The sequence below is a fragment of the Variovorax sp. WDL1 genome, assembly GCF_001541225.1.
Taxonomy (GTDB): domain Bacteria; phylum Pseudomonadota; class Gammaproteobacteria; order Burkholderiales; family Burkholderiaceae_C; genus Variovorax.
On record NZ_LMTS01000148.1, the window covers coordinates 81,713 to 101,204 of the forward strand.

Here is a 19,492-nt window from a genome sequence, read left to right on the forward strand (position 1 = left end):
ACGTCCTTGCGCAGCTCTGGGGCGATGCTCACGAGTTCGATCTGCGGCATCTTCTGCAGCCGCTCGCGGATCTGGAGGCCGGTGGTGCCGGCCTCGCCGTCGATGAAGATCTTGGGCATGGTGGAAGCCTCGGATTGCCTCGGGGGCGTAAGAAGAAATTACGTAGTGACCGCAGCGACGGCACGCCGTTGGTGCGGCGCACCATGATACAGTCGCCTGCTGTCCTCCGCCCGGCCATCCCCCGCGCGCCGTGGCCCGAGGGCAACACGAAATCTCCCGTTCCCAACCCTCGTTCCCGAGAGACACCCTCATGAAGATTCACGAGTACCAAGGCAAGGAAATTCTTGCCAAGTTCGGCGTGCCTGTGCCGCGCGGCATCCCAGCGTACACGGTGCAGGAGGCGGTCGAGGCCGCGCAGAAGCTCGGCGGCCCCGTGTGGGTGGTCAAGGCCCAGATCCACGCGGGCGGCCGCGGCAAGGGCGGCGGCGTGAAGGTTGCCAAGAGCATCGAAGACGTCAAGAAGCTCGCCGGCGAGATCCTCGGCATGCAGCTCAAGACGCACCAGACAGGCCCAGAAGGCCAGAAGGTCCGCCGCCTCTATATCGAGGACGGCGCCGACATCCAGAAGGAGTACTACGTCTCCGCCGTGACCGACCGCGCGACGCAGAAGGTCGCCTTCATCGCGTCCAGCGAAGGCGGCATGGACATCGAGGAAGTGGCGCACTCCTCGCCCGAGAAGATCATCACGGTCTATGCCGACCCGAAGGACGGACTGACCGACGCGCAGGCCCGCCAGATCGCCGACGGCATCGGCATCCCCTCCGATTCGACCGCCCAGGCGGTGGACGTCTTCAAGAAGCTCTACACCTGCTACATGGAGACCGACGCGTCCCTGGTGGAGATCAACCCGCTCAACCGCGACAGCAAGGGAAACATCGTCGCGCTGGACGCCAAGTTCAATTTCGACAGCAATGCGCTGTACCGCCACCCCGAGATCGTGGCCCTGCGCGACCTCGATGAAGAAGACCCGGCCGAGATCGAGGCCAGCAAGTTCGACCTGGCCTATATCAGCCTCGACGGCAACATCGGCTGCCTGGTGAACGGCGCCGGCCTCGCGATGGCCACCATGGACACCATCAAGCTGTTCGGCGGCGAGCCGGCCAACTTCCTCGACGTGGGCGGCGGCGCCACCCCCGAGAAGGTGACCGAGGCCTTCAAGATCATGCTGAAGAACAAGAACGTCGAGGCCATCCTCGTCAACATCTTCGGCGGCATCATGAAGTGCGACACCATCGCCACCGGCGTGATCGCGGCCTGCAAGGCGGTCAACCTGCAGGTGCCGCTGGTGGTGCGCATGAAGGGCACCAACGAAGTCGAAGGCAAGAAGCTGCTGGCCGACTCCGGCCTGCCCATCATCAGCGCAGACACCATGGCGGAAGCGGCCCAGAAGGTCGTGGCAGCGGTCAAGGCGGCCTAAGGAAAAGACATGTCGATCTACATCAACAAAGACACCAAAGTCATCACCCAGGGCATCACCGGCAAGACCGGCCAGTTCCACACGGAGAAGTGCCAGGAATACGCGAACGGCAAGAACTGCTTCGTGGCTGGCGTGAATCCGAAGAAGGCAGGCGAGTCGATCTTCAACATCCCGATCTTCGGCTCCGTGAAGGAAGCCGCGAAGCAGACCGGCGCCACCGTCTCGGTGATTTACGTGCCGCCGGCCGGCGCCGCCGCTGCCATCTGGGAAGCCGCCGAGGCCGACCTCGACCTGGCCATCTGCATCACCGAGGGCATCCCGGTTCGGGACATGCTCGAGGTGCGCAACAGGATGAAGGCCAAGGTCGCCGCGGGCGGCAAGGAAACGCTGCTGCTCGGCCCCAACTGCCCCGGCCTGATCACGCCCGACGAGATCAAGATCGGCATCATGCCCGGCCACATCCACCGCAAGGGCCGCATCGGCGTCGTCAGCCGCTCCGGCACGCTGACGTATGAAGCCGTCGCGCAACTCACCGAGATCGGCCTTGGCCAGTCGAGCGCCGTGGGCATCGGCGGCGACCCGATCAACGGACTCAAGCACATCGACGTGATGAAGGCCTTCAACGACGATCCCGACACCGATGCCGTCATCATGATCGGCGAGATCGGCGGCCCCGACGAGGCCGACGCGGCCCGCTGGTGCAAGGAGCACATGAAGAAGCCGGTGGTCGGCTTCATCGCCGGCGTGACCGCCCCTCCGGGCAAGCGCATGGGCCACGCGGGCGCCCTCATCTCGGGTGGCGCGGACACGGCGGAAGCCAAGCTCGCGATCATGGAAGAGTGCGGGTTCAAGATCACGCGCAACTTCTCCGAACTGGGCAAGCTCCTCAAAGCACAGATCTGAGCCGCCGTCTTTCCCGGCCACACAAGAAGAAAGCGCTCGCAATTCACATTGCGGGCGCTTTTTCAATGCCTCACAGTGGAAAAGAAGCATGGAATCTCTGCAAACTGCCGGTTTCTGGATCCGGCTCGTCGTGGCAGCAGCGGCGCGCTGTCACGGCTGTGCAATGATCGCGGCCCACTGATCCCCAAGCTCATTGATTCATGGCGAACCTAGGCGCATCTGTTTCCCCCGACACCAGCGCGCTCACCTGGGATTTCGCCGCGCTCACCGACCCCGGCCGCGTGCGCGCCAACAACGAGGACACGATCGCCTTCGACGCCGCACTGGGCCTGGTGCTGCTGGCTGATGGCATGGGCGGTTACAACGGCGGCGAGGTGGCCAGCGGCATGGCCGTCGCGCTGCTGCAGGCCAGCTTCGGCCGCTGGCTCGCCCATGCGGGGCCGAACGCCAACCCCCGGGCCGTGCGGCGCGCGCTCCAAGCCGGCACGGACGAGGCCAATGCGGCCGTCCTGGAAGCCGGCGTGGCCAACCTGCAGCTGCAGGGCATGGGCACCACGCTCGTGCTGGCCGCCTTCGGCCCGCGCCGCGCGATCGTCGGCCACATCGGCGACTCGCGCTGCTACCGCCTGCGCGACCAGAGGCTGGAGCTGCTCACGCGCGACCATTCGCTGCTGCAGGAGCAGCTCGACGCTGGCGCCATCACGCCCGAGCAGGCCAGCCTGTCGCCGCATCGCAACCTCGTGACCCGCGCGCTCGGGATCGAGCGCCACGTCGAGCTCGAAATGCACGAGCACAACGTGAAGGCTGGCGACGTTTTCCTGCTATGTTCGGACGGCCTCAGCGAGATGGTGCCCGAGGGGCAGCTTTTCACGATTCTGTTACAAGAAACTGGGCTATCGGAAAAAGCAACACTTTTGGTTGCAGCCGCAAACGAAAATGGCGGCAAGGACAATATCTCGGTTGTCCTCGCCAGGGCCGGTTCGAGCGACGCGCCACAGGCATCCGGTTAGGCAGGCTCGAACAAGTACCCGCTGCAGGTGACCGCCGTGACACAACAAATGAGATCCAGGAGTCGGCCATGCCGAAAATGATCGTTTCGATCGACGGCGTCGTCATCAAGGAAGTGACGCTCGCCAAGGACCGCACCACGCTGGGCCGGCGCCCGTACAACGACATCGTGATCGACAACCTGGCGATCAGCGGCGAGCACGCCGTGCTGCACATGATCGGCGGCGATGTCTACCTGGAAGATCTCAACAGCACCAACGGCACCTACGTCAACGGGCGTGCCGTCAAGAAGCAGGCGCTCGAGCACAACGATGTCGTCGAGGTCGGCAAGTACAAGATCCGCTTCCTGGTAGGGGGCGGCGCGGCCGAAGGCGCCGGGTACGGCCCCACCGTCATGGCAACATCCTCGGAGCCGATTCCTCTTTCATCCGCGCCCACGGTCCATACGCCGCTGGGCGGCTCCACCGGCGTGGCCGTCATCCGCGTCCTCTCGGGCAGCGGAGCCGGGCGCGAGCTCTCGCTGCAGAAGGTCGTCACCACCATCGGCAAGCCGGGCGTCGCCGTCGCGGCGGTCACCCGGCGACTGCACGGCTACGTGGTCGCGCCGATCGACGGTGGCACCGCCCTCAATGGCGAACCCCTGGGCAACGAGGCGGTCGCCCTGCAGGACGGCGACGTGCTCGAGCTCGGCGGCACGCGGATGCAGTTCGTCGCCAACTGATCGCGTGAAGCGCGAGCGCCGCCGCGCACCCCGCTTCGCATGAACGGACTGCGGCGGCACGGCGCCCGTATTGCCATCACCCTGCTGCCGGTGATGCTCATGCTGCTGCATGCGGCGAACGTCTGGCGGCTCCCACTGCTGGTTCGGCTGGACCAGTTCATCTACGACGCACGGCTGCGCGCCACCATGCCGGGCACGCTCGACCCGCGCATCGTGATCGTCGACATCGACGAACCCAGCCTGCAACAACTCGGCCAATGGCCCTGGAGCCGCGACAAGCTGGCCCGCCTCACGGAAGAGCTGATGGGACGCCAGCGAGCCGCGGTGCTTGGCTTCGACGTGCTCTTCGCCGAACCCGACACCAGTTCGGGCCTGCCCGTGCTGCGCCAGCTTGCCGCGGGTGCCTGGCGCGACGATCCGAAGTTCGCCGCCGAGATCGAGCGGCTCGCGCCGCAGCTCGACCGCGACGCCCTGTTCGCGAAGTCGCTCGCCGGGCGGCCCGTGGCGCTCGGCTACTACTTCACCCAGGCGGCCGAGGCGCGCGCCACCGGAAGGCTGCCGACGCCCGCGCTGCCGGCCCAGGCCTTTCCTGCGGGGCTGGACTACGCAGCGCGCTGGAACGGCTTCGGCGCCAACATCCCGCTGCTGGCGACGGCTGCGCCGGAAGCCGGCTTCTTCAATGTCGTGCTCGACCCCCGCGAAGATGGCGTCGTGCGCTCGGTGCCGCTGCTCGCACGCTACGACGGCACGGACGCGCCCCCCGGCTACTACGAGTCGCTTGCCCTCGTCGTGCACCGGCTGATCGAGGGATCGCCGCGCGCCCTGACGCCCGTGTTCGCGCCGGCCGCCGGCTCGGGCGGATTGCCGGCGCTCGAAGCCCTGCAGCTGGGCGCGGGCGCCTCCCGCCTGCGCGTGCCGGTCGACCAGAGCGCCAGCATGCTGGTGCCCTTCCGCGGTCCCGGCGGTGCGCGCGGCGGCTCCTTTCGCTACGTGGCCGCAGCCCAGGCGCTGGCCGGCGCGCTCGCCCCCGGCGAGCTCGAAGGGAAGGTGGTGCTCATCGGCACCACCGCCCCCGGCCTGCAGGACTTGCGATCGACGCCCGTCGGCGCCGTCTTCCCTGGCGTGGAAGTGCATGCCAACATCATCTCGGGCCTGCTGGACCGGCGACTCCTCGTGGCGCCCGACTACGCGGCCGGCTACGAGCTTGTCACAGTGCTCGCCGCGGGGCTGCTGCTGGCCATCGGCCTGTCACTGTTGTCGGCGCCGCGGGCGGCCCTGCTTGCCGTGCTCGCCGCGGCCGCCCTCGCCGCGCTGAACAGCTGGCTCTACCTCGAGGCTGGCCTGGTGTTGCCGCTGGCGGCCGCGCTGGTCATGGTGCCGCTCGCCTTCGCCTTCAGCATGGGCTGGGGCTACTTCGTCGAGGCACGCGCCAGCCGCAGCCTCGCGAAGCTCTTCGGCACCTACGTGCCGCCGCAACTCGTCGACGAGATGCGCGCCGACCCCACCCGCTACAGCATGCGGGCTCAAGGCAAGCAGCTCACCGTGATGTTCTGCGACATGCGCGGCTTCACCCGGCTGTCGGAGCAGATGGCGCCCGTCGAGCTGCAGGCCTTCCTGAACGCCGTCTTCAGCCGCCTGACCCGGATCATCAGCGAGCACCGGGGCACCATCGACAAGTACATGGGCGACTGCGTCATGGCCTTCTGGGGCGCACCGGTCGACACGCCCGGCCACGCGGCCCTGGCCGTCGAGGCCGCCCTGCAAATGGCTGCGGCCGTGCGGGAGATCAACGGCACGCATCGCGACAGCGGACGCCCGGAGATCAGCGTGGGCATCGGCATCAACACCGGCCTCATGAGCGTCGGCGACATGGGCTCGGCCGTAAGGCGCAGCTACACCGTGGTCGGCGACGCGGTCAACCTGGCTTCCCGGCTCGAAGGGCTTAGCAGCCACTATGGCATCGAGATCGTCGCCAGCGCCGCCACCCAGAGCGCTGCCCCGGACTTCGTCTGGCAGGAACTCGACCTCGTGCGCGTCAAGGGCAAGGCCAGGGCGGTGCGGATCTTCACCCCGCTCGGCCGGATGGGCGATTCGGCAGAGGGGTCGCACGAGGCACTCGCGCAGTGGGCTCGTACACTCGACGCTTACCGCGCGCAGGATTGGCATCAAGCGAAACACCTGCTGGCCCCGCTGCTCGCTGCAGATGCCAAAAAAGTCCTTTACCAGTTGTACGCCGAGCGTTTAGCCTCGCTGGCGTTGCGGCCCAAGGACCCCGACTGGGACGGCGCAACCCGGTTCGACAGCAAACAGCAATAAGGGCTCTCGCAAAATGCAGGTGCGCGTGTTGGGGTGCTCGGGCGCCATCGCCAAGGACTGCCGCACGACCTCGTTCCTGGTCGACAGCGATCTGCTGGTCGACGCCGGCACCGGCGTCGGCGACCTGAGCCTCGACGAGATGGGCGCCATCGACGACGTGGTGCTCACCCATTCCCATCTCGACCACGTGGCCGCGTTGCCGCTGATGCTCGACGCGGTGGCCAGCCGCCGCAGCAAGCCGCTGCGCGTGCATGCCCTGCGCGCCACCATCGAGGCGCTGCGGGCCCATGTGTTCAACAACGTGATCTGGCCGGACTTCGCGAGCATCCCCAGCCTGGAGGCGCCGTTCGTGAGTTTCCACGACATCGTGGTCGGGCAGGAGCTGCAGCTGGGAACGCGGGCGCCCAAGAACATCGAGGTGCTGCCGGCCGTCCACACCGTGCCGGCCTGCGGCTATGCCGTACGCTGCGCCAAGGGCGGCGCGCACTGGGTCTTCAGCGGGGACACCGAGCGCAATCCTGCGTTCTGGAACCGGGTGAACCAGCTCGACGTGGCGATGCTGGTGATCGAGACGGCGTTCAGCAACCGGGAGCAGGCGCTGGCGCGGCGCAGCCTTCACCTGTCGCCGGCGACGCTCGCGGATGAGCTGGCGCACATTGCGGCCGACAAGGGCTACCCGATCTACATCACCCACACCAAGCCAGCCGAGACCGAGGAGATCATGAACCAGATCGCCGGGTTGGCGGACGGGTCGCAGATGCACGGCGGTGGGCGGGGGTGGGATATCCGTTGGCTCGAGGCGGCGGGGGTGCTGCAGGTTTGACTTGGAGTGTCGGGTGGGCTGACAAATTTGTCGCGGCCTGTCCTTCCCTGGCAACGCGATGTGTCACACCTTGTAACCGGAACGGCGCCTTGTAAGCAGTTCTACTGCGTTCCAGAGGTTGTAACGAGGTGGCACGGATGCTGCGGAAGGTTGAACGCACCGGGGGCCTCCTCGGGCCATCAACCAACCAGGAGTTTCTTGAATGAACCGTCGTTCCATCGCACGCAACGTGCAAAAGGGTTTCACCCTTATCGAACTGATGATCGTTGTGGCGATCATTGGCATCTTGGCGGCTGTGGCGCTGCCGGCGTATCAGGACTACACCGTCCGCGCAAAGGTTACCGACGGCCTTTCCTTGGCTGGAAGCGCGAAGACTGCTGTGGCTGAAAACGCGGCGAACGGCGCCCCATTTGCTTCTGGCTGGACGTCTCCCGCCGCTACCCGCAATGTCGCCAGCATCGGCATTACCGAAGGCACCGGCGTAATCACCATTACCTACCAGAATGAGATAGATGGTGGCGCGACGCTGACCCTCACCCCGCTCGACGGTTCGCGCGCTTCTGGCGCAGCGCTTGCAGGCTCATCGACCGCTTCGACCATCCCTTCTGCCGGCTCTATCACATGGGTTTGCGCTTCCGCCGGGAGCACCGTTGCAAACTCAAACGTTGTGAAGGGCACCATCAAGGACAAGTTCGTCCCGGCTGAGTGCCGCACGTAAGGAGCGTCGGCTCTGGTTCACGGCCGCCTTCGGGCGGCTTTTTCTATGATGTGGCAACCAAGTTGTGCGACATGCCGCGAACATTGGAACGAGCTTGTCGGAGCCTGAAATGGAATTGACGATCCTGATGCCTTGTTTGAACGAAGCGGCAACTCTCCGTCATTGCATTGACCAAGCCAAAAAGTTTCTTGACCGCAGCGGGATCAATGGTGAAGTTGTCATTTCTGACAACGGATCAACAGACGGCTCGCAAACACTGGCCCTAGCCGCCGGAGCAAGAGTGGTCCACGCGAAGGAGAGAGGGTACGGCGCTGCACTTCGCGAAGGCATCCGATACGCAAACGGCAGGTACGTCATCATGGGGGACTGCGATCAAAGCTACGACTTCTCCAAGCTTGAACTCTTCGTCCGAGCATTGAGGGCCGGAAATCAGCTGGTTGTCGGCAACCGATTTGACGGTGGTATCGAGCCCGGGGCTATGCCGCCACTGCATCGCTATCTTGGCAACCCCGTTCTGTCCGGCATCGGACGCCTCTTCTTTCGATCCAGCATCCGCGATTTCCATTGTGGACTCCGCGGATTTGACCGCTCAAGCCTGCTCGGCCTCGGATTGAATTCACCGGGGATGGAGTATGCGAGCGAAATGATCGTGAAGGCCACATTGAAGGGCTACAGAATTGCAGAAGTGCCAACGAGCCTGCATCCCGACGGCCGTGGCCGCCCGCCTCATCTTCGCAGTTGGCGCGACGGGTGGCGGCATCTACGATTCCTGCTGTTGTTTTGCCCGCGATGGCTTTTTCTTTATCCAGGCTCGCTGCTCGCCCTGTTCGGGCTTACCGGCCTTTTTCTCTTGCGCACCAATGGGATGAGCTTCGATTCGGTTGGCTTTGGCGTCCACTCGTTGCTGTACTCCGCCGCCTCATTGATCGTCGGCGCTCAACTGATCCAACTCGCGCTGATCACGCGTTGGATGGCTGTCCTGTCGGGCGTGGCGAGTGAGCCGCCTTGGCTCACCGCGATTCGCCCCTACGTGTCGCTCGAACGAGGACTTGCGGTCGGCGCAGTTTTGTTTATTGCTGGCGTTGGTTGGACCTTGAGCCTGGTTTTCGATTGGCAAGGCCAACAGTTTGGTGCCTTGGATCCTGCCGAGGTGATGCATGCAGCGATTCCAGCTGCAACCTTGATGATTCTCGGCGCGCAGGCGACTGCTGCTACCCTCTTCGGGGCGGCGCTCAACTTCTGGTGGAAGTCCATACTCCGGACCGACAGTGTCCCAACTTAAAGGATCCGGCATGAGATCGATGAAGGTCGAAGCAATTGTGCTCAGTACGATCTTCGCCGCTCTTTTAGTGCTTGTCCCGGTGCTTGGCGGAGGCATGGGGTTGAGCTGGGATGCCGTCAATCACCAGATTTATCTGGGCTGGATCGCGGACCGCTCTCGCTTTGACCTTGATGTTTGGGCTGCAGCAACTCAGTCTTTTCAGTTCCCGTACCTTTACTGGCCGGCCTACAAGCTGTATTCATCCGGGGCTGGCTCAATGCAGGCCGGCGTCACTCTCGCAGCGCTCCAGTGCACTTGCGTTCCAGCCGTGTGGATGCTGGCCAGGGTCTGTGTGCCCGAGCATTCATGGTTTGGGACTTCGATGCGCGCAACCGCCATGGCGATGGCGTTCGCGTCGAGCGTGATTCTGTCGATGTTCAACACGACAGCCAATGATCTGCTTTCAGCGGTGCCACTGATATGGGCCATAGCCCTCGCGTCCTTGATGTTCTCGAATGATGCGAAGCCCCGATCGACCATGGCACTCTACCTTTCGGTGGGCGTGCTCTGCGGAGTATCCGTGGCTTTCAAGCTGAGCAACGGGCCCATCGCGGTTTCTGTTCCGCTTCTCTTCCTGGTCCAGGCAGATGGAAGACGTCGGCGCCTTGCAGCAGCCCTCGGTGCATACGTGGCAATGCTCTTCAGCTTTGCGCTGATCTACACACCCTGGGGCTGGGAGCTCGCAAGCCGGTTCGGAAACCCGATCTTTCCACTCCTCAACAGCATGTTCGTCGGGTCTCCATCGTGATTCGCTTCATTCCAGACAATCTGGCCGAGGCATTTCTCCGCCCACTCGCGATGGCCGCGCCGAACTCTGGTGTCTATGTCGAGATCATGGCGCCCGATCTGAGGTTCGCTTTCCTTGCGTGCGCCATGTTGACCGCTCTCCTCAGCACCTCCGGCCGGCAGGCTGCACGGAAAGCTGCGATCATGCCGTTGACTCTCTATGGAGCAGTTGCATTCGCTCTATGGCTTGCAACCTCCGGAAACGGCCGCTATTTCATCCCCGGGTTGTTACTCGCCGGACCGCTGCTCATTGGATGGCTGTACAGATCGAATCTTTCAAGAAGCATGAAGATGACGATCGGCGGAATAATGTTAGCTGTCCAGGGTTGGGCAGTTTGGCAGACCTCGCCTTGGGATGCATGGTCCCAAACTGCATGGATTGCTCCGACTGGCTTCCAAGTGGCAATTGATGAGCGGGCGAGAACTGAACCAGCAACCTACGTCACACTGACAAGCCCGACCTATTCAATCGTCGCGCCACAGTTCAGTCATGAAGCTCGCTGGATCAATCTAGATTCGCTTCAAGGTCATCGCCGGCCCATAGAGGAAGAAGCGGTGCGTAGCCTACTAGCCGGATCGCGGCAGATAGTCCTCGTCACTCCCGCGGAATCTGCCAAGGCCCAATCGGTGTCCGATTGGGAACTCGTTTCGGCATTCAATCGCCGGCTGCAGAACGAAGGCCTGAGCATTGCGCGCTTCTCGGACTGCCGAATGCTTCCGTCTGCATCGATGCGGCCGAGGGTTCCAATCCGGCTGACCCGCGGGAACGATGTCGTCGAGCTCGGGCCCGTGGGGTTCTGGCTCTGTGATATGAAATACGATGCGTCCGCCGTGCGGCCCCCACCGCGGATGCCTGAACGCCTTGCATCGTTGGTTGGGGAAATCGAACATGCTTGTCCCCGGTTCTTTCCGCCAGGCCGTGGTCAGAGCACGGTGCTTGAGAACATGACCATCGTGAACTATCCGAGCTCGGACATGAAGCTCTACGTTCACAGCAGCGGCGAGATCTCGTATCTCTACTATCGAGCGCTGAACCCGGTTCAGATCGCTTCCAATGGCGTGTTGCGCCGGGATACCGAAGCGTGGTGTGACAATGTGCAAGGTAGGTCAGGCGCGCCCTGGGCGCGGGGCTTATGAGCGTCCCTCCTCCAAACCATGATCCCATGACGCCTCTGTACGTAACGCGGCCGCAGTTGCCATCGCTTGAAGATCTGCAACCACTCCTCGAAGACATTTGGTCGAGTCGTGTCCTGACCAACGGCGGCAAGTACCACCAACGCTTTGAAGCAGCACTCGCCGACCATCTAGGGGTTCGGCATGTGTCTTTATTCACCAATGCGACGATCGCCCTGGTGACGGCACTTCAAGCATTGCGTGTCACGGGCGAGGTCATCACGACACCCTACTCGTTCGTAGCCACTGCGCATTCACTCCTGTGGAACGGTATCCGCCCTATCTTCGTCGATATCGACGAAGAATCGCTCAACATCGATCCGGCAAGGATAGAAGCGGCAATAACTCCGCAGACAACGGCGATCCTAGCCGTTCATTGCTATGGCCGCCCCTGCAACGTCGACGCTCTTCAGAAGATCGCTGATACCTACGGCCTCAAGTTGATTTACGACGCTGCCCATGCCTTTGGTGTGTGCGACACGGGCGGCTCGCTATTGCGACATGGCGATCTTTCGATCGTGAGCTTCCACGCGACCAAGGTGATGAACACTTTTGAAGGCGGTGCAATCATCTGTCCGGATCGCAAGACGAAGGAACGCATCGATCACTTGAAGAACTTCGGATTCGTCGACGAGGTCACCGTCGTAGCTCCCGGTATCAATGGGAAGATGAACGAACTGCAATCCGCCATAGGTCTTCTTCAACTTGCACACATTGACGATGCGATCTCAGCGCGCCAGCGCGTCTCCATTCGATATCGAGAGGAGCTTTCACGCGTTGGCGGCCTAAGACTGCTGACCGAGGACCCAGCGATCAAATCCAATCACGCATATTTTCCGGTGCTGATTGAGCGCGATTTCTGGTGCGGACGGGACGCGCTCTACGAGCATCTGAAGCGATTCAATGTTTTTGCCAGGCGCTATTTCTACCCGCTGATCACGACATTCCCGATGTACCGAGGATTTCCTTCCTCCGCGAGAGCGAATCTTCCTGTTGCGACACGCAAGGCTGATCAGATTCTTTGTCTGCCGCTGTACCCGGAGCTTTCAACCCACGACCAGGATCGAGTGATCGCCGCCGTGAAAGGAGACGACACGTGACGTGGCTAACTCAGGATGAGATCGAGCGCATGGGCTTCGCCTCGGTAGCTGCCGACGCCAAGCTGTCGGCGAAGGCCTCCTATTTCAATTGCGGTCGGATCGCCATTGGTAGCCGTTCTCGTGTCGACGACTTTTCGATACTCTCCGCAGGCGATGGAGGCGTCGTGATCGGCGCCAACGTGCATGTCGCTGCCTTTTGCTTTCTGGCGGGCAAAGCTGAAATCCGGCTTGAGGATTTTTCAGGCCTTTCCTCTCGGGTCTCGGTTTATTCGAGCACCGACGACTACTCAGGCGCTGTGTTGACCAACCCCACAGTCCCGGAGGAGTTCACCGGTGTTCGATCAGCCCCAGTTCTCATCGGCCGGCATGTCATCGTGGGGAGCGGCAGTGTGCTGCTTCCGGGCACCCAAATGGGGGAAGGTGCCGCACTGGGGGCACTGAGTCTCGCGAACGGCCGCTATGAGGCATTTGGCATCTTCGCAGGGATACCGGCCCGCCGCCTCGGTGAACGGCAGCACGACTTGTTAGGGAAAGAGCTTCACTACATGGCGCATCTGCGGGACGGGGATGAGCAGCCTGAGAGATAAGTCCCTTGCTTATGGGGCTCAGCTCTATGCCGCAGGCTTGCTCATCATCCTGCTGCCGGCCTATCTCTCGCAGCTTGGGGCAGAACAGTTCGGATTGATGATGGTGTTCTTTGTTGCGCAGGGCTGGCTTCAGATTGCAGACCTTGGATTTCCCCTGGCGCTGTCCCGCGAAGTTGCCGTCGCACGCCGCGAACAGCGACTCACCGAAGTCGGGCCGCTGCTCGCATCCTTGCAACTTCCCGCGCTTCTTGGAATGGTGCTGGTCAGCTCGGCGGTGCTGGCGGTCTGCTATTGGATGGCAGGACCGGGAATCGAGCGAATTTTTCCGGATCTGCGTATGGCCAGTCTGGCTATGTTGGCTGGTGCCCTCGCGCTCTCGCTGCGCTGGGCCGCAGAGCTCTATCGTGCTGCGCTGGCAGGCGCGGAGCAATTCTCGCAACTGGCCGTGCTAAACATCGCCTCCGTTACGGCGCGCTTGGGCGGTGGGCTAATCGCACTTCGATGCGCAGGCGGAGACATTTCAGTTTGGCTGCTCTGCCAAGCGATCTTCTTCCTTGTCGAAATCCTTGCGCTGATCTTGCTATGCCGTCGTCGCCTCGAGTTTCGCTTCAGCGGAGGTCTCGATACGTCCTTCACTGCCGTGCGCACACTATGGCCCATTGCAATGCAAATCTCCGCTGCCTCGGCGATCTGGATCTCGATTACGCAGTTGGACAAGCTGATACTTTCGCAGGCGCTCTCATTGAGCGAGTACGGCGCCATAGCGATTGCCGCCGCTATCCCCGCTGGGCTGCTTACGCTCGCAGTTCCTCTGCTCCAGCTCTCCTACCCCGCCTTGATCAGACTCCATCACCGCGAGTCCAGGCGCGAGCAGACCCATCTCTATCTGATGTTGACCGAGGGCGCGTGCTGCCTTCTGTTTCCTACAGCGCTCGTCTGCATGGCCTTCTCCCAGGAACTGCTCACTGTGTGGTTTGCAGGGCGGCTGAATGCGACGACTCTCGGCGCAGTCACACTGGTGCCGCTTTACGCAGCGGGAGCATCGTTTCTCGCTCTATCTGCGATGCCCTATGGGCTGCTTAATGCGGCTGGCGAACTGAGAAGCCATGTCGTCGCCTCGCTAGCTCTCGCGGTTTGCATGGCCGCGGCGTTGATCATCGGCGCACTGCATGCCGGCGCCAAGGGGGCCATCACTCTATGGTGCGGGAGTGCCGCGTTGTTCTTCCTGATCTGGCCTCAGATTGTCCATCGCAGCTATCTTGATGGCAGTTGGTGGCCCTGGGCACGGACTATCGCCTTCTTCGCTCTGCCTCTCGGCGTCGTGGCCTTTACATTGAAATACCTGCTACCCAACCCTACATCGCTATTTGCGCGCATGGGCGAGCTTGCGGGGGCTTGGATGGTGCTGCAGGGCATAGCCGTCTGCATGCTTTGGTTTCGACACCGGCAGCGAATGGCAACCAGCAACTAGTGCCCCTCCTGGCGCTGTTTTGAAGTATCTGAATGCTGCTCAAACTATGGCGAGCGCTCTTCCTGGGCCTCAACCTTCTGCCTGTACCCTCGTCTCGCTATTGCTGCATCTGCAAGCAACGCGTGCTGCGCTTCGTTCCCTATTGCGGCGGGAGCCTGTTCTTGCCCCCTCTCACCCGTGCGCTAAGCGTGATTGGAAGCGATGTCGATCATTTTGAGTGTCCCCATTGCGGATCAAGCGATCGAGACCGTCATCTGGCGCTCTACTTAGATGCAATAGGGCTTACCGAACGTATCTCTGGCGCCAGGATCTTGCATTTTGCGCCAGAGAAGCATGTCGTCGCGCTGATTGCAGCCCGCCAGCCGTCTCAGTACGTTCTGGCCGACAGATACCCGGCACATGCAGGCATTACCGAGTTGGATCTCACCCAAATTGCTATGGCTGATCAAAGCTTCGACTTGGTCATCGCCAATCATGTTCTCGAGCATGTGGGCGACGCTCGGGAAGCTCTGCGAGAGATTCATCGAGTGCTCGTGAACGGGGGATTCGCAATCTTGCAGACTCCATTTGCATCTTCTCTCACTCGAACGTTTGAGGATCCTGGCATCCAAAGTAGGTCTGCCCGACGGCACGCTTACGGTCAAGATGACCATGTGCGCATGTTCGGTGGCGACATCGAGGCGGTGTTCGCTTCCGAAGGGCTCGTCAGCCACGTCAAGACACATCGAGTCCTTCTTCCGAAGATTGATGCAGCGCGGTACGGGGTCAACGCAGCTGAGCCGTTCCTGCTCTTTCAGAAGCCGCAGCCCAAGCCGAAATTATGAACATGGACACAGCCCCGCCAACCGTCTCGGTCTGTGTCGCCACTTTCAATCAGGCACAGTATCTCGAGCGCTGCATCGAGAGCATCTTTGCTCAGCGTGCTGTATTGGAGCGCTCGCTGAAGGTTGAGGTGATCGTCGGGGACGACTGTTCGACCGACACCACCAGCATTGTTCTGGAGGAACTGCAACGGCAGCACAGCGATTCGCTGGTTGTGGTGCGCCACGTAAGCAATGTTGGCCCCGCATCCAATTACCTTTCGATTCTCTCCAGGGCTTCTGGCGACTACATCGCGCATCTCGATGGCGACGACTATTGGGAGGAAGAGAAGCTTGGCGCGCAGATCGAGTACTTGGAGCAGCATCCACATAACGAAGCCGTGTGCACCAACGCACGCGTGGTGGACAAAGACGAGATTGAATGCGGGGTGTTCACCAACGTGGCATCGCGAGAGATCGATCTGAGCTATCTGACCGCTTCTGGAAATTTTCTCAATCACAGTTCGCTACTCTATCGGCGCGTCGCGCTATCGACGGTTCTCGGACTGGCACCGCCCTTTGTTGACTACGCCATCATGATTGCCCTCTCACACAGAGCACCGATCGGATACATTGGGCGGCCACTGGTGTGTTACCGCGCGGGTCTACCCGGTTCAATACAGCGAACTCACGGCACCCAGGTGCAAGACCTATATCTTGGGGCTTTGCTTTCGGCATTGCCTCTTGTTGGAAAAGATGCTGCGCGAAAAGGGGCGGCGAACTATGTGGCCTACAGGTTCGTGTTTGCACTGCGCGGCAAGGCCGCGCATCTGGACGGAATCGCGCTCGCGCGGCTAGCGAGGCTCGCTCGCTCTTCGCGCATCTCGCTTACGATCTCCGCGGCGACAAGAGCTTGCCTGCTAGCTGCGAAGGCTTTTTCCACTTGGGCTGCGCGAAAACGGCGCGGTGGCCCTTTTGTGCACCACCCTAGGTACTGAAGCTGACTAGGAGCGCGAGGCAAACGGGAAGTCGCGGCGAACGGTCAACTCGAATGCAACCAGCAATCTGAACAGTAGCTCGTCCCTCAAAAACTGGCGCCTGCGCTCCAACGAGAAGATCACGCGCAACGCATCGCGCATTCCACGAATGAGCATGTCGTCGAGAGCACGCCTCTGAGAGGGCGTAATCTCGCTGCCGAAGGTCAAGGCAAATTCGCGCAGATGGATCTGCATGACAGCCAGCCAGCTCTGCCGTTTGATCGCCTGCATGATCCTCAAGTATCTGGCGCCGCCCGGCAACATACCCAACGCGTTTTGGCGGTGCTGTCTGTACTTAATCAGGGGCTCCGGGTCGTAGATAACTTCGCCGAATGCAGAGACGACCAAGTAGCACCACCAGTCGTGGTACCGAATCTCATCCGGGCGGGCGGTCCGCAGAACCAGCGAGATTGCTGCTCGATTCAGGGCAATGGTGCAGCCTGTCGCGATATTTTCGACAAGCGCGTTGTCGAAATCCGGCTTGCGCGGCCACAGAGGAGAGCGTCCGAGGGGCTCAAGGCCCTCAGAAACCAAGAGAAGCCCTGAACAGTAGAGCGTCGGGGTCGTCTCCTTTCCCGAAAGCCGGCTGCAGCCAGCCGCGATCTTCGTCGGCTCCCATACGTCGTCCTGGTCGGAAAAGAAGGCGATGCTCGCCGACTGGGGGATCATGGTCAGCAGACATAGAAAGCTCGATGCAAAGCCGATGTTCCGGCCCCGCACCAGTGTGATCCTGTCGTCATGGAGGGTACCAATCTTGGCCGTGGTTTGATCCGTCGAGCCATCATCGCGGATGATCAATGACCCATCGGGTGGAAGCTGCTGGAGGATCGAGACGATCTGCTCTTCCACGAATCGCTCGCCGTTAAAGGTGGACATTAAGACTGCGATGGCCATATATCTCGTGCTGATTGGACGATAGCGAGCGCCATCCGGCTAAGGATCTTACAGAACCACCATTGCGACCGAACGATGATTGAAGGATTTACAAGGTGTGCCCGAACGAGCGATATTTGGTGAGACTTCTGCGCCTTCCTGTCAACAAAGGCCTTCGTGCCGCGCTGTCCCGCAGCTCTGGGTCGCCGACAGCACGCACCTTCAAGTCGGCAGACGCTTCGCATATCTGGCAGCCATCCTCGATGCGTGGTCGCGCAAGATCATGGACTTCGCCACCGGGAACACCACGAGACACGGCTACTTGGCAGCCTACAGGTTTCATCTCACCCACCCCTCGTTCGAGTGCGCCGGCAGCGTTGGTGATGCGGACAGTGGATATGAGCGCTCAATCCACCGTCGGCACCTCCCGCCAGTTCAACTGCCGTAGCCCCAGCCCGCCCGGCTCCTTGACGTTCTGCTTCTTCACTTCACCTTGCACGTTCCCCGTCAGCCACCGCGTCTTGCCGTCAACCCCCACGACCGCCAGATCCGTAATGGCAGAACTGGATTCGACAAAGGCCTGTCCATCGGGCGTCAACGCCGACTTCCCCGTCCCGAAGTCGATCGCATAGAACCGGCTGACGCCCGATGGGCTGCACGCATCGCCGATGGTCAGCAGCGGTGCAAAGGAAACCACGCCGTTGAAGGCCAGTGGGTTGAGCGTGAGGCGCCAGGCGACGGTGCTACTGGTATCCGAGCCCAGGTCCAGATACCACCCTTTCGATGTGTTGGGCAAGGTGACGCCGGCTGCCAGGTTCGTCAGAGCAGTCAGGCCGGCACGGGTGATCGGCAAGGTCGCGTCGGCCGGTGTGAAACTGGTGGCATTGCCGTCGATGATGGCGTAGAAGCTCTGCGCGGTCGTCGAACTGATGTCGCTCGGGTCGAGCAGTTGGCCTGTGCCGAACATCACGTACCGCTTGCGGGTGATGGGGTGGATCTCGATCAGCGGCTGGGTCGTGATGGCTTGGGCCCTGGCAGTGGTGGTGCCGTCGGTCACCAGCGCTAGCTTCGTTGGCGCTGGGTAGGCGGTTGTAGTGCCGCGTGGGGCGGTTACATCGAAGCGCCAAAGCTGCCCATCCAGGTCCCCAACATAGATCGCGTCGGCGGTGTAGTCCGTGAAATCCTGCACGTACGCCGAAGCATGCGTCAGGCCATTCGAAGCAACGCCCGTGCTCACCTTCTGCAGCAATGCACCGGTCTCCGGATTCACGAAGTACAGGTAACCCTTCCCATCACTGTTGTTATAGCCCGACGTCAGCACGACCACCCAGCCGTAGCGCTTGGTCTTTATCACCGTGGGCGCGCCGAAGCTGTAGCCCATCGTCGGATCGGTGAATTCCCACAGCACCTTGCTCGCTACAGTTGCCTCGCTCGTCATGCCCGCGGGGTTGGTCACGTCGATGGCGTAGTAGCTCTTGCCACCCTTGCCCAGTCCGCCGACCAGGATAGAGCGCCATCTGGAGGTGCCATCCGTCACGAAGGTGCCACCGGCCCTGCTGAAGTCGACATCGAAGACCTTCGGCGTGGCATCGACGTAGTAGTGGTGGAGGTAGTTGGGGTTGCCCAGTTGCGCAAGGCCATCGACCTGCGGCGTCGCGGGGGAACTGGGCCCCTGGAACACGGCGCTGGGGACGTACGCGAACTGCTCCGTCCCTGCATCGGTGCCGGTCAGCGCGCCATTGAAAGCGTGCAGCATGCCGTCGTTGGCCGCCGCGTACACCATGGTTGGGCGGCTGGCCCACGTCGTCTTGAATGTCTTGTAGCCAGGATTGACCGCCTCCGAGAATTTCTCGCTGGGCGGTGCCACCGGCGTCACCTTGGCATTGACGATGTCGCCCAGCAAGGTCGATCGCGTTCGATAAGGCCTCGAGGGCGCGGCCAGCGACCTCTCGTTGCTGCGATCGCCGCGCAGGTAGTTGAGATAGTTCGTGCTGTCATCGCCGGTGACGTAGCTCGTGTCGAGGGCCGTCAATTGCGCCGTGGTGATGCTTGCCGTGCGAAATGCGACGCCCGCAGTGCCGTTCCAGGTGGCAATGCGCCTGTTGGTATTCCAGCCGGTGCCGGCGAATTGCGCCGCGAGCTTGTCGGTACTCGTCCACTTCAGGGTCGTCGTGGGATTGCCGGCGCTGTCGAAGGTGATCTCGCTCGCCGTGACGATGCTGGTCCAGCCGTTGGCGTCGTACTGCGATGCGTAAGATGCCGCCCCCGCCGAAGACACCTGCACGGCCGAAAGCGAGAACGACGTCGTATAGGCCTTGATGGCGCTGACGATGCTCTCGAGTGCCTGGGTCAGGCCTGACACCAGCGTGTCAGGGGGG

At 62.0% G+C, this 19,492-nt stretch carries 17 protein-coding genes and 1 pseudogene; 15 read left to right on the plus strand and 3 right to left on the minus strand.

Going from position 1 to position 19,492, the window contains the following annotated elements:
* Nucleotides 1–119: pseudogene (locus APY03_RS44150) on the minus strand (N-acetyl-gamma-glutamyl-phosphate reductase); the annotation flags it as partial.
* Nucleotides 120–310: 191 nt separating this feature from the next.
* On the opposite strand from APY03_RS44150, the gene sucC reads away from it, so the two are divergent.
* The 15 genes from sucC (at nt 311) to APY03_RS20015 (ending at nt 16,202) form a co-directional block, all read left to right on the plus strand.
* Entirely contained in the window at nt 311–1,477 is a 1,167-nt protein-coding gene (sucC, locus tag APY03_RS19945) for an ADP-forming succinate--CoA ligase subunit beta (RefSeq protein WP_068679354.1), read from the plus strand.
* 9 nt (nt 1,478–1,486) lie between these two features.
* The gene (gene sucD, locus APY03_RS19950) at nt 1,487–2,380 is read left to right on the plus strand and encodes a succinate--CoA ligase subunit alpha (protein WP_068679356.1); all 894 of its coding nucleotides are present in this window, start codon (nt 1,487–1,489) and stop codon (nt 2,378–2,380) included.
* 200 nt (nt 2,381–2,580) lie between these two features.
* Complete coding sequence (locus tag APY03_RS19955) at nt 2,581–3,390, plus strand: Stp1/IreP family PP2C-type Ser/Thr phosphatase (protein ID WP_068679358.1); 810 nt, start codon at nt 2,581–2,583, stop codon at nt 3,388–3,390.
* 68 nt (nt 3,391–3,458) lie between these two features.
* Nucleotides 3,459–4,109 carry an FHA domain-containing protein gene (locus APY03_RS19960; protein ID WP_068679360.1) on the plus strand — a complete coding sequence of 217 codons (651 nt, stop codon included), beginning with the start codon at nt 3,459–3,461 and terminating at the stop codon, nt 4,107–4,109.
* Between the two features lie 39 nt (nt 4,110–4,148).
* Entirely contained in the window at nt 4,149–6,425 is a 2,277-nt protein-coding gene (locus APY03_RS19965) for a CHASE2 domain-containing protein (RefSeq protein WP_068679362.1), read from the plus strand.
* Nucleotides 6,426–6,438: 13 nt separating this feature from the next.
* Complete coding sequence (locus APY03_RS19970) at nt 6,439–7,248, plus strand: 3',5'-cyclic-nucleotide phosphodiesterase (RefSeq protein WP_068679365.1); 810 nt, start codon at nt 6,439–6,441, stop codon at nt 7,246–7,248.
* Nucleotides 7,249–7,450: 202 nt separating this feature from the next.
* The gene (locus tag APY03_RS19975) at nt 7,451–7,966 is read left to right on the plus strand and encodes a pilin (RefSeq protein ID WP_068679367.1); all 516 of its coding nucleotides are present in this window, start codon (nt 7,451–7,453) and stop codon (nt 7,964–7,966) included.
* 109 nt (nt 7,967–8,075) lie between these two features.
* Nucleotides 8,076–9,248, plus strand: a complete 1,173-nt coding sequence (locus APY03_RS19980; RefSeq protein WP_068679369.1) for a glycosyltransferase family 2 protein — start codon at nt 8,076–8,078, stop codon at nt 9,246–9,248.
* 10 nt (nt 9,249–9,258) lie between these two features.
* The gene (locus APY03_RS19985) at nt 9,259–10,035 is read left to right on the plus strand and encodes a hypothetical protein (RefSeq protein ID WP_068679371.1); all 777 of its coding nucleotides are present in this window, start codon (nt 9,259–9,261) and stop codon (nt 10,033–10,035) included.
* Nucleotides 10,032–11,210, plus strand: a complete 1,179-nt coding sequence (locus tag APY03_RS41655; protein WP_146039304.1) for a hypothetical protein — start codon at nt 10,032–10,034, stop codon at nt 11,208–11,210. The genes APY03_RS19985 and APY03_RS41655 overlap by 4 nt, the downstream gene beginning before the upstream one ends.
* Nucleotides 11,211–11,236: 26 nt before the next feature.
* On the plus strand, nt 11,237–12,346 hold the full coding sequence (locus APY03_RS19995; RefSeq protein WP_083944481.1) for a DegT/DnrJ/EryC1/StrS family aminotransferase: 1,110 nt from the start codon (nt 11,237–11,239) through the stop codon (nt 12,344–12,346).
* Nucleotides 12,343–12,933, plus strand: coding sequence for an acyltransferase (locus APY03_RS20000; protein WP_068679377.1), 591 nt, complete (start codon nt 12,343–12,345; stop codon nt 12,931–12,933). The genes APY03_RS19995 and APY03_RS20000 overlap by 4 nt, the downstream gene beginning before the upstream one ends.
* On the plus strand, nt 12,914–14,404 hold the full coding sequence (locus APY03_RS20005; RefSeq protein WP_068679379.1) for a lipopolysaccharide biosynthesis protein: 1,491 nt from the start codon (nt 12,914–12,916) through the stop codon (nt 14,402–14,404). The genes APY03_RS20000 and APY03_RS20005 overlap by 20 nt, the downstream gene beginning before the upstream one ends.
* Before the next feature lie 32 nt (nt 14,405–14,436).
* On the plus strand, nt 14,437–15,228 hold the full coding sequence (locus APY03_RS20010) for a class I SAM-dependent methyltransferase (RefSeq protein ID WP_068679381.1): 792 nt from the start codon (nt 14,437–14,439) through the stop codon (nt 15,226–15,228).
* 2 nt (nt 15,229–15,230) lie between these two features.
* On the plus strand, nt 15,231–16,202 hold the full coding sequence (locus APY03_RS20015; RefSeq protein WP_162487136.1) for a glycosyltransferase family 2 protein: 972 nt from the start codon (nt 15,231–15,233) through the stop codon (nt 16,200–16,202).
* A 6-nt stretch (nt 16,203–16,208) separates the two neighbouring features.
* Here APY03_RS20015 and APY03_RS20020 read toward each other — a convergent pair whose 3' ends face one another.
* Together APY03_RS20020 and APY03_RS20025 are read right to left on the minus strand one after the other, a co-directional pair.
* On the minus strand, nt 16,209–17,135 hold the full coding sequence (locus APY03_RS20020) for a glycosyltransferase family 2 protein (protein ID WP_068679386.1): 927 nt from the start codon (nt 17,133–17,135) through the stop codon (nt 16,209–16,211).
* 385 nt (nt 17,136–17,520) lie between these two features.
* Nucleotides 17,521–19,492: pilus assembly protein (locus APY03_RS20025; RefSeq protein WP_269747394.1), on the minus strand; the 1,972-nt coding region annotated here is incomplete at its 5' end.